This window comes from Acidobacteriota bacterium, from assembly GCA_028875575.1.
Classification (GTDB): Bacteria; Acidobacteriota; Terriglobia; order Versatilivoradales; family Versatilivoraceae; genus Versatilivorator.
On sequence record JAPPDF010000048.1, the window covers coordinates 1 to 9,506 of the forward strand.

Consider the following 9,506-nt stretch of genomic DNA (forward strand, 5'->3'; position numbering starts at 1 on the left):
TGCCTTGTGGCGAACCCGGAGCTCCGGTGGCCTGGCCCTGGCCGGCATTCCTGCCGGGTCTTCACGCCCCGCGGATCGAACCGTTCATAGCGCGGCGAAATTCCTGAGGATGCGCAAGCCGACGTCCTGGCTCTTTTCAGGATGGAATTGGGTCGCCCACACGTTACCCATTCGGGTCACGGCCGTGAAGTCGATGCCGTAGTCGGTGGTGGCTACAACGTGGCCGGCGTCAACGGGATCGGCATAGTAGGAATGGACGAAATAGACGAAACTGCCCTCGGCCACTCCCTCCAGCAGGGGATCGGACCTCTGCAGGTGCAACTGATTCCAGCCGATGTGGGGAACCTGCACTTCCGGCGGCAGCCTCTTGACCCTCCCCGGAATGCAGCCCAGCCCGGCGACCGATCCGAACTCCTCGCTCTCGCTGAACAGCAGCTGGAGACCCAGGCACAGTCCCAGCAGGGGGGTTCCGTCGGCTGCTTTTTCCCTCAGCAGTTCCACCAGCTTCCTGGCGCGAAGATTCTCCATCGCATCCCCGAAGGCGCCCACTCCCGGCAGGATCAGCTTGCGTGCGCCTCGGATCGTTTCGGGATCCTGGCTGATCTGTGACGGAATCTTCAGGCTGCGAAAGGCGTTCTGCACACTGTGAAGATTGTTGATGGCGTAATCAACGATGGTGATCATCACAGAACGCCCTTGGTGGAGGGCACGCCCTTGACTGCCGGATTCCTGGCAGCCGCCAGGGAGAGCGCGCGACCGGCCGATTTGAACATGGCCTCGGCCATGTGGTGGGAGTTCTTCCCGTAGAGAATTTCGATGTGGAGATTCATTCTCCCGTGAACCGCCAGGGCACGGAAGAATTCCTCCACCAACTCGGTGTTGAGCTCGCCGACTTTTTCGGCCGGAAACGCAACCTTGCAGACCAGGAAGGGGCGCCCGGAATAGTCCACCACGGCCCGCCCCAGGGCTTCATCCATGGGGACATAGGCCATACCATAGCGGGTGATGCCCTCCTTGGTGCCCAGGGCCCGGTCGAAGGCTTGCCCCAGAGCGATTCCCACGTCCTCGACGGTGTGGTGGCCGTCCACCTCCAGGTCTCCCTGGCAGCGCACCTCGAGGTCGAACAAGCCGTGCTTGGCCATCAGGATCAACATGTGGTCGAAGAAGTGAATCCCTGTCGAAACCTGGGAGGCTCCCTCTCCATCCAGGTTCAACCTGACGGAAATATCGGTTTCAGTGGTTCTGCGGGATACTTCAGATGTCCGTTGATTGTTCAACCTTCACCTCCCCATGCATGGTCTGGCTTGGCTTCATGATCCGGCTCAAGGCTGCCAGAAAGCGGTCGTTTTCCCGGGGCAGGCCCACGCTGACCCGCAGAAACTGCTGCAGCATGGGATAGCGGCTGACGTCGCGCACCAATATTCCCTCCTCGCAAAGGGCCCTGAAGACCATTCCCGGATCCGCGGCCAGCCGAAAGACCATGAAATTTGCCTGGGTCGGAAAGGGCTCTACGCCGGGAATACGGCTCAGACCCTCCCACAGCCGGTCCCGCTCGGCAATCACCCGTTCGATCTGCGGCTCCAACTGGTCGAAATGCTCCAGCGCCGCCGAGGCCGCCGCCATGGAAAAAACATTGAGGTTGTAGGGCAGCTTGGCCTTGGCCACCTGCTCCACCAGATTCGGAGGGCCCAGGAGATAGCCGACCCTCAAAGCAGCCATCGACATCGCCTTCGAAAAGGTCCTGAGCACCACCAGGTTCTCGAAGCGGTCCAAGAGCGGCACCACCGACTGCCGGCTGAACTCATGATAGGCCTCGTCCACCACCACCAATCCACCCGCTTGGCGCAGGATCATCTCAAGGTCGCCGCGGTCCAGCACGCCTCCAGTGGGATTGTTGGGCGAACAGACAATGGTCAGATCCGCTTCAGCGGCTTCGCTCAGCAGGCGAGGTCCGTCGAACTCCAGATCCGGTCTGAGGGGCACTTCCCGGCAGACCCCTCCCAGAATCCGGGCGAACATCCCATAGAGGGTGAAGGTCGGCTGAGGAAACACCACCCTCTTGCCCCGCTCCACCGTCACCACCATCAGGGCCTCGATCAACTCATTGGAGCCGTTCCCCACCAGCACTCCCTCCTCCTTCCAACGGCTGAAGTCAGCCAACCGGGAGATGAGGGAGGTCGGAACGAAGTCCGGATAGCGGCACCAGGCTGTCTCGGACACCGCCTGGTGCACCGCCCGCTTGACCGCCTCGGGCATATCGAAGGGGTTTTCGTTCTGGTTGATCTTTACCGGGGCCTTGAAGTGCTTGAGCGTATAGGGCTGCAAGTCCCTTACCGCCGGCTTGATAGTGGCGAGAGGATCACCCACGGCTGCCCCCGGAAGCTGGGGGCGGCAAACGCAGTGCCTTGACCTCGGATTGGAAGCCGACCCTGCGGTGGCTGCCGTCGCAAAAGGGTTTTCTTTCGGAATGGCCACAGCGGCAAAGGGATATGGCAGTGCGACCGCCGAGGTCGAAGGCCTGCCCCTGGGCGTCGTAGATGGTAAATTCCCCCGTGATTCTCAAGGAGCCGTGATTGTTCACCGTCAGCTTGGTGTCCGCCATTGAAAGTCTCCTCCAGTCCTTACTCGAATTCCCGAAGCGCGGTCCGGCACTGCCGACACGCCGACGGCACGAAGTGTCTATCATAGCAGATCCACCGAGGGACAAATCTTCTTCATCCGGCCCTCGGCCGCCCGCGGAAAACGGAGGCAGGGAAATGGATGCGCAGGCTTGACCCTCTTCGAGGGATCTTGATATACAGGCTTTCCCTGGCGTTGAAATCGGACGGTATTAGACGAGAGTGGAGAGTGGAGAGTGATGAGTGAAGAGTGGTCAGCGGAGGATTTCGGGAACACCCAACTGCCCGATGACCTGGTTTCACTTCCTGAAGAACAGTACCGAGACCCACAAGATGCTTTACGTCCGGATCAAATAACTATCCACTATTCACTGTTCACCTGGCCTCGACGTCGTCCCCCCATACGACGAGGCCGCTGATACAGGGTAAAAAGGGGCTGTTTCAGAACGGGCACTGCGCGCCTTCCCGAAGCGAGTCGCTCAAGAGCGGCAAACCTGCGGGAGCGGGGCCTGAGGGCAAACCAATGGTCCGGAAGATCCATGTAGCCCTGATCGGCTACCAGTTCATGGGCAAGGCCCACAGCAACGCCTACCGTCAGATGCAGCACTTTTTCAGTCCTCCGGCCCTTCCGGTCATGAAGGTGATCTGTGGCCGCAACCGAGACCAGGTCAGCGCCGCCGCCGACCGGTTGGGATGGCAGGAGTGGAGCACCTCCTGGGAAGAGGTGGTGACTCGACCCGACATCGACCTGGTCGATATCGCCACGCCGGGCGATACCCACCTGCCGATCTGCCTGGCCGCCGCCAAGGCCGGCAAGGCGATCCTGTGCGAAAAGCCCTTGGCCAACAGCTTGAGCGAAGCCCGAAAAATGTTGGCTGCCGTTCGCCGGGTCGGTGCGCCGCACATGCTTTGTCACAACTACCGCACGGTGCCGGCCGTGGCCCTGGCCAAGGAACTCATTGACGGCGGTGAACTGGGGTCCATTCGCCATTTTCGAGGTACCTACCTTCAGGATTGGTCCATGAGCCCCGAACTGCCGCTTCTCTGGAGGTTCGACAAGCGAAAGTCCGGAAGTGGAGCCCTGGGCGATCTGGGATCCCACTTGATCGACCTGGCCCGCTTTCTGGTCGGCGAGATTCGCGGCGTCTCGGGCCTGCTGGAAACCTTCGTCAAGCAGCGCCCCCTGCCGGATCGGCCCGCCAGCAAGGGCCGGGTAACGGTCGACGACGCCGGCCTGGCGCTTCTTCGATTCGCCAACGGCGCGGTGGGCACCATCGAGGCCACCCGGTTCGCGCCCGGACGCAAGAATTACAACGCCTTCGAGATCAACGGCAGCCTGGGCAGCCTGTCTTTCAACCTGGAGCGCCTCAACGAGCTCAAACTCTTTCTGTGCAATGATGCCAAACATTCCCAGGGATTCAAGGACATCCTGGTTACCGAGCCCTTTCACCCTTACATGAACTGGTGGCCTCCCGGACACGTCATCGGCTATGAGCACACCTTCGTTCATATTGTCCATGACCTGATGCAGGCCATGGCGCGTAACCGTGCCCCCTCACCCGACTTCCAGGACGGTGTGGAGAACCAGAGAGCGCTCGAAGCGATCCAGGAGAGCGCCGAATCCGGACAATGGATCTCACTGCGGCCCGGGTAGTTGTAGAGAGGGACGATGCCGGCAGTCTGGTCGCACCGATTGCACAACTCAGCCCGGAGGAAGACAATGGCTAGACCCGTCACACTGTTTACCGGCCAGTGGGCCGATCTGCCTCTGGAAACCCTGGCCAAGCAGGCCGGCCACTGGGGGTTCGACGGCCTGGAACTGGCTTGCTGGGGCGACCATTTCGAAGTGGACCGAGCCCTGGAGAGCGACGGCTATGTCCGTGAGAAGCGGGCTCTGCTGGACGGACTCGGATTGAGCTGCCTGGCCATCAGCAACCACCTGGTGGGTCAATGCACCTGCGATCCCATTGACGCCCGGCACAAGGACATCCTCCCCAGCCGCATTTGGGGGGACGGCGATCCGGAAGGAGTCCGCCGGCGTGCCGCCGAGGAGATGAAAGCCACCGCTCGCGCGGCCAGACTTTTTGGAGTCGACACGGTCAACGGCTTTACCGGCAGCAGCGTCTGGGCCAAGCTCTACTTTTTCCCACCCACCTCCCAGAGCCACATCGACGCCGGCTACCGCGACTTCGCCGACCGATGGCTCCCCATTCTGGAGGTATTTCAGGAACAGCAGGTTCGCTTTGCCCTGGAAGTCCACCCGACCGAGATCGCCTACGATATCCTGACCGCCCACCGCACCCTGGAAGCCATCCGGCACCACCCAAGCTTCGGCTTCAATTTCGATCCAAGCCACCTCATACCCCAGCTCATCAACCCCGTCTTTTTCCTTGAGGACTTCAAGGACCGCATCTTCCACGTCCACATCAAGGACGCTCGGGTTCAAGCGGACGGCCGCAACAGCATCCTCTCCTCCCATCTCGATTTCGGGGACCATCGCCGAGGCTGGGACTTCGTCTCCCCGGGCAGGGGCGGAGTCCAGTGGGACCAGGTCATGAGGGCACTCAATCGCATCGGCTACCAGGGGCCGCTTTCCATCGAGTGGGAAGACTCCGGCATGGACCGTAACTGGGGAGCCCCCGAGGCTCTGGCATTGGTCCGCCGGCAGGACTTCGCCCCCTCCGGGGTCGCCTTCGACGCGGCTTTTTCCAGCGACTAGTCCGCCTCCCTACGAAGCTCAAGGCGCCCCGCCAACCCATGGACAGGACTTCCCTGAATATCTTCGCCAAGGCCCCCGTCCCGGGGACGGTCAAGACCCGCATGTCTCCCCCCTTGTCCCCGGCGCAATGCCTGCGCCTGCATGAGGCCCTGCTGAACCACACCCTTGCCCGAATGCGGCCTCTCATCGCTTCCGGGGTGGAGGCGCGCCTTTGCCTCACCGGAACGCTGCAGGAAGCGCTGGAGCAGGCCGGACGGATGGAAGCGGGTGGCTTCGGCGTGGATGTCCAGCAGGGCGCTCATCTTGGTGAGCGTCTCAGCCACGCGCTCACTACCAGATTCAGCCAGGGTTATTCCAAGGTCATCTTCGTCGGCACCGACTGCCCCGGGTTGGGACCGAATACTGTCCGGGATGCCGTCCGTGCCCTCAACCGTCAGGAGGTGGTCATCGGCCCGGCTCAAGACGGCGGATACTACCTGATCGGATTTTCCGCCAGCCTTCCCGAAATCCTGCGGGGAATTCCCTGGGGAACTCCGGCAGTCTATGAAACCACCCTGGACCGGCTCAGGCGGGAGGGAGTGCGCTGGAAATCACTGGAACGGCAGGCAGACCTGGACACTTTCGGCGACCTGAAGCGATTCTGCCGCCGGGCCTCCTCAGGGGGAAGCCCTGAAGCTGGGATCGATCCGGCTTTTTTTGCTACCATGGAAGGACTGATTCTCGAGGCAGGTCACGATTTCTGAGGTTCGGTCCCGAACCGAGGCGGGGTCCATCTCGTGACAGGGAGGGCACCCCGGGTTGCCACCCCGTCACGGGGAAATCTCGACGCAGCCATGTTCCGATTCACCTCTGCAGGACTCCTGATCATCGGCTTGAGCCTGCCGGCGCCGGTCCAGGCAGCCGAGGTTTCCGGGCGGGTCACCGATTCCCACACCGGAGAGGGCATTCCACAAGCCGTCGTCCGGGCCCTGGCGCAAGACCGGGGGCAACTGTCGGCCCAGGCTGTGACCGACCGTCGGGGGCGCTATCTCCTGGACCTGTTGCGAGGACGCTACCGCATCCAGGTCGAAGTCCCGGATTCCAACTACCTCCCCAGGCAGTATGGCGGATCGGGGAACCCGGAAGGTGGCGACATCCTTCATATCCCTACTTTCGATTCATTCATCGTTCTGGACCTGACGCTGACGATGGGCGGCTCGGTGGCCGGCCGGGTGAGGAGCGTCGGCGAGGCTCCCCTGGCCAGGATTACCATCCAGGCCGAGTCGGCCGATCACCGTGTCTCCACCTCGACCGGGGAAGAAGGAAGGTATCTCCTGTCGAGACTGCCCCCCGGGGAATTCCTCATTTCCGCCGGGACGCGGGACCAGCGATACGTTCCCACCTACCATCCAGGGACCTCCATTCGCGAGGATGCAAAAGCCGTCGCCGTGGAACAGCGCCGGAACCTCACCGGGATCGACTTTGTGCTGCAACAGGCAGGTGCCATTCGGGGGCGGATTCGGGCCCTCAAGGGATTGGAGCCACTGGAGGGAGTCCGGGTGGTTGCCGAGAAAGAGGGGTCTTCCCCGAGCTCCCGCGTTGCCACCAGCGATTCGCTGGGGCGATACCGGCTGGCCGGCCTCTCGCCGGGCTCCTACCTGCTGTCGGCAGGCCCCTCCGAAGGGGAAGACCGGCCCGGCGGACAGCACCCCAGCTGGCTGCGCGTGTTCTATCCCCAACAGTTCCAACGGGAATCGGCAGTTGCCCTGGATGTCGGGTCGGGTCTCACCCTGTCCGACATCGACTTCACCCTGATGCAGGAGTGCTGGATCAGCGGGAGGGTCGTGACGCTGGGGGACGAGGAGCCGCTGGAGGAAGTCCAGGTGATTCCGCAACCGGTCGAACTGCCGGGTTTCTCTCCAGCCCGAACCCAGACCGATCGGTCGGGGGCCTTCCTGCTCCAGGGGCTGCCCCCGGGGGACTACACCCTGGGCATGCTGCTCCCGGCCAAGCACCGGCGGCTCATCCAGGTCTACTATCGGGACAAGCTGAGCCTGGACAGGGCGGACAGGATCGAGTTGGAGGAGGGAAAGGCTCTCCGGGACATCGACTTCAACTTGACCGCCGGAGCCAGCCTCCGTGGCAGGGTTCGTATCGAGGAGCCTGGGTATCAATGGGACACCTCACGGGACCTGGTCGAGCTGGCACGCCTGGATTTCGATCCCAGGGGATCCGAGGACCGGCAACTGCGGGTCGATGAGGACGGTTCATTCCGAGTGGATGGAACTCCCGGGGGGCGCTACTCCCTGACCCCCAGGCTCTCGGACCCCAATCTGATCGCACTGCGGTCGCCGCTTCCCCGGGTGGTGACGGTGGTTGAAGGAGACCTGCTGGAAGAGCTGGACTTCGCCTTCATACTCGGGGGTTCCATCTCGGGCGCCGTCGAGTCGTCGAGCAACTCCCCCGGCTTGAACCAGTTGCAGATCGTCCTCATCAATTTCGTTGAAAACACCTCTTCGGTGTTCGACCTCCCCTCGCCCCAATACACGCTGGCGGGACTGTCCCCGGGCCGGTACTTTCTGGCGCTCCGTTCCAAGCCGGACGCCACCCACCCCAGTCGAGGCTACGGCATCTCCCAGGTGTTCGACTCCAGGCTGGTCGACGTCGTCAAGGGAGCCGGCACCTCGAATGTAGACCTGAGAGTGTCCCCGACCTCGGCCAGGCAATTCCCCTTTTGAGCCGGGTTTCACGCCCAAGCCGAAGCCGATTGTGTCCGTGTGAGGCGTGTTGTATCATGACCGGGCCAATCGCTTCCCGTTGAAGAACCACAATTTACCTTCCCCATTCCATCCCAACCGGAGAACTCTGATGAAACCGGCTCTTCGAGTCCTGGCGTCCTTGCTGCTGCCTCTGGTCCTTTGTCTTCCGGCCGCCGCCGTCAAGTGGGCTCCCGTCCAGCCGGCCCACCTTGCTGAGCAAAATCCCCGGATCGATCCGGATGCCGATGCCGAGGCGATATTCTGGCGGACCTGGGTGACGGATCAAATGATTGGTGGGCGCCAGCCGCAGAACGTCAAGGAGCAGTACATCCGCATCAAGATCTTTACCGAACGCGGCGTACAGGAGTACGCCACCATCGACCTGCTGTCGGCGTTCGACGACATTCGCATCGGCGACCTGCGTGCACGAACCATCAAGTCGGACGGCCGCATTGTGGAGGTTCCCGGTCGATTCATCTTCGAACGGACGGTGGCCAGGACCCGCGGAATCAAGGTCAGATTCAAGTCCTTTTCCATGCCGTCGGTGGAGCCGGGCGACATCATCGAGTATCAGTGGAAACAGTATCGCGATGACTATTTCTCCCAGTATGCCCGTCTCTATTTTCAGCGGGACATCCCTTCCTGGGAGGTCAGCTATCACGTCAAGCCTTCAGACTATGCCTGGGAGCGGTTGGGTTACCTGATGAGTTTCCAGGTCTTCAACGTGAGGAGCGAGGCATTCAGGGAAATGCCCGGGGGGTGGCAATCCATCACCGTCCAGGACGTTCCGGCCTTCAAGTCCGAAGTCCGCATGCCTCCCGAGGACAACATCCGTTCCTGGATGCTGCTGTTCTACTCCAAGCGGCGCAAGTTGAATCCGGACAAGTATTGGAGCGAATTTGGAAAAGCCGTTCGCAATGAAATCAAGAGCGATGTCAAGATCGACGGCTCCATCAAGAAGAAAGCCGCCGAGCTGATCGCGGGTCTGGTTACGCCGACCCGGAAAATCGATCGCATCCTGGACTACTGTCTCAACCACATTAAAAACATCCAACACGACCGTTCCGGGGTAACGGCCGAGCAACGTCTGAAACTGAAGCCCCGCAAGAAGCCGTCCGACACCCTGAAGCAAGGGATGGGAACGGGACGAGACGTCATCAAGCTGTTCACTGCGCTCTTGAACGCTGCCGGAATTCGAGCCTATGTCTCCCTGGCTGCCGGACGGGACGACTTTTTTTTCAACTCCAATTTTCTGGACCCCTATTTCCTGAACCGCATGCAGGTTGCGGTCGAACTCGACGGCAAGTGGAAATTCTACGATCCGTCCTCTCCCTACCTCGAATCCGGCATGCTGCTGTGGCCCGAGGAAGGCGTCGAATCGCTGATCCTCCACCGGAAACAACCCTTTTTCCAGAAGACTCCCACTTCCGG

At 61.6% G+C, this 9,506-nt stretch carries 9 protein-coding genes; 5 read left to right on the top strand and 4 right to left on the bottom strand.

Annotated features, from left to right (window positions below; translation table 11 throughout):
• Positions 1–84: 84 nt before the first annotated feature.
• The 4 genes from hisH to OXI69_07350 are packed head-to-tail and all read right to left on the bottom strand — an operon-like array spanning position 85 to position 2,602.
• Positions 85–684 carry an imidazole glycerol phosphate synthase subunit HisH gene (gene hisH / locus OXI69_07335; protein ID MDE2665946.1) on the bottom strand — a complete coding sequence of 200 codons (600 nt, stop codon included), beginning with the start codon at positions 682–684 and terminating at the stop codon, positions 85–87.
• The gene (hisB, locus tag OXI69_07340; protein MDE2665947.1) at positions 684–1,277 is read right to left on the bottom strand and encodes an imidazoleglycerol-phosphate dehydratase HisB; all 594 of its coding nucleotides are present in this window, start codon (positions 1,275–1,277) and stop codon (positions 684–686) included. Before hisB ends, hisH begins: the two co-directional genes overlap by 1 nt.
• Positions 1,255–2,367 carry a histidinol-phosphate transaminase gene (gene hisC / locus OXI69_07345; GenBank protein ID MDE2665948.1) on the bottom strand — a complete coding sequence of 371 codons (1,113 nt, stop codon included), beginning with the start codon at positions 2,365–2,367 and terminating at the stop codon, positions 1,255–1,257. Before hisC ends, hisB begins: the two co-directional genes overlap by 23 nt.
• A complete protein-coding gene (locus tag OXI69_07350; protein MDE2665949.1) occupies positions 2,360–2,602 on the bottom strand; it encodes a CDGSH iron-sulfur domain-containing protein in 243 nt (80 codons plus the stop codon). Before OXI69_07350 ends, hisC begins: the two co-directional genes overlap by 8 nt.
• 539 nt (positions 2,603–3,141) lie before the next feature.
• On the opposite strand from OXI69_07350, the gene OXI69_07355 reads away from it, so the two are divergent.
• The 5 genes from OXI69_07355 to OXI69_07375 form a co-directional block, all read left to right on the top strand.
• Complete coding sequence (locus OXI69_07355; GenBank protein MDE2665950.1) at positions 3,142–4,272, top strand: Gfo/Idh/MocA family oxidoreductase; 1,131 nt, start codon at positions 3,142–3,144, stop codon at positions 4,270–4,272.
• A gap of 66 nt (positions 4,273–4,338) precedes the next feature.
• Complete coding sequence (locus OXI69_07360) at positions 4,339–5,337, top strand: sugar phosphate isomerase/epimerase (GenBank protein MDE2665951.1); 999 nt, start codon at positions 4,339–4,341, stop codon at positions 5,335–5,337.
• A gap of 38 nt (positions 5,338–5,375) precedes the next feature.
• Positions 5,376–6,080, top strand: a complete 705-nt coding sequence (locus OXI69_07365; protein ID MDE2665952.1) for a TIGR04282 family arsenosugar biosynthesis glycosyltransferase — start codon at positions 5,376–5,378, stop codon at positions 6,078–6,080.
• 90 nt (positions 6,081–6,170) lie between these two features.
• Positions 6,171–8,054: a carboxypeptidase regulatory-like domain-containing protein gene (locus OXI69_07370; GenBank protein MDE2665953.1), complete on the top strand. Its 1,884-nt coding sequence runs from the start codon at positions 6,171–6,173 to the stop codon at positions 8,052–8,054.
• Positions 8,055–8,184: 130 nt separating this feature from the next.
• Positions 8,185–9,506: DUF3857 domain-containing protein (locus tag OXI69_07375; protein ID MDE2665954.1), on the top strand; the 1,322-nt coding region annotated here is incomplete at its 3' end.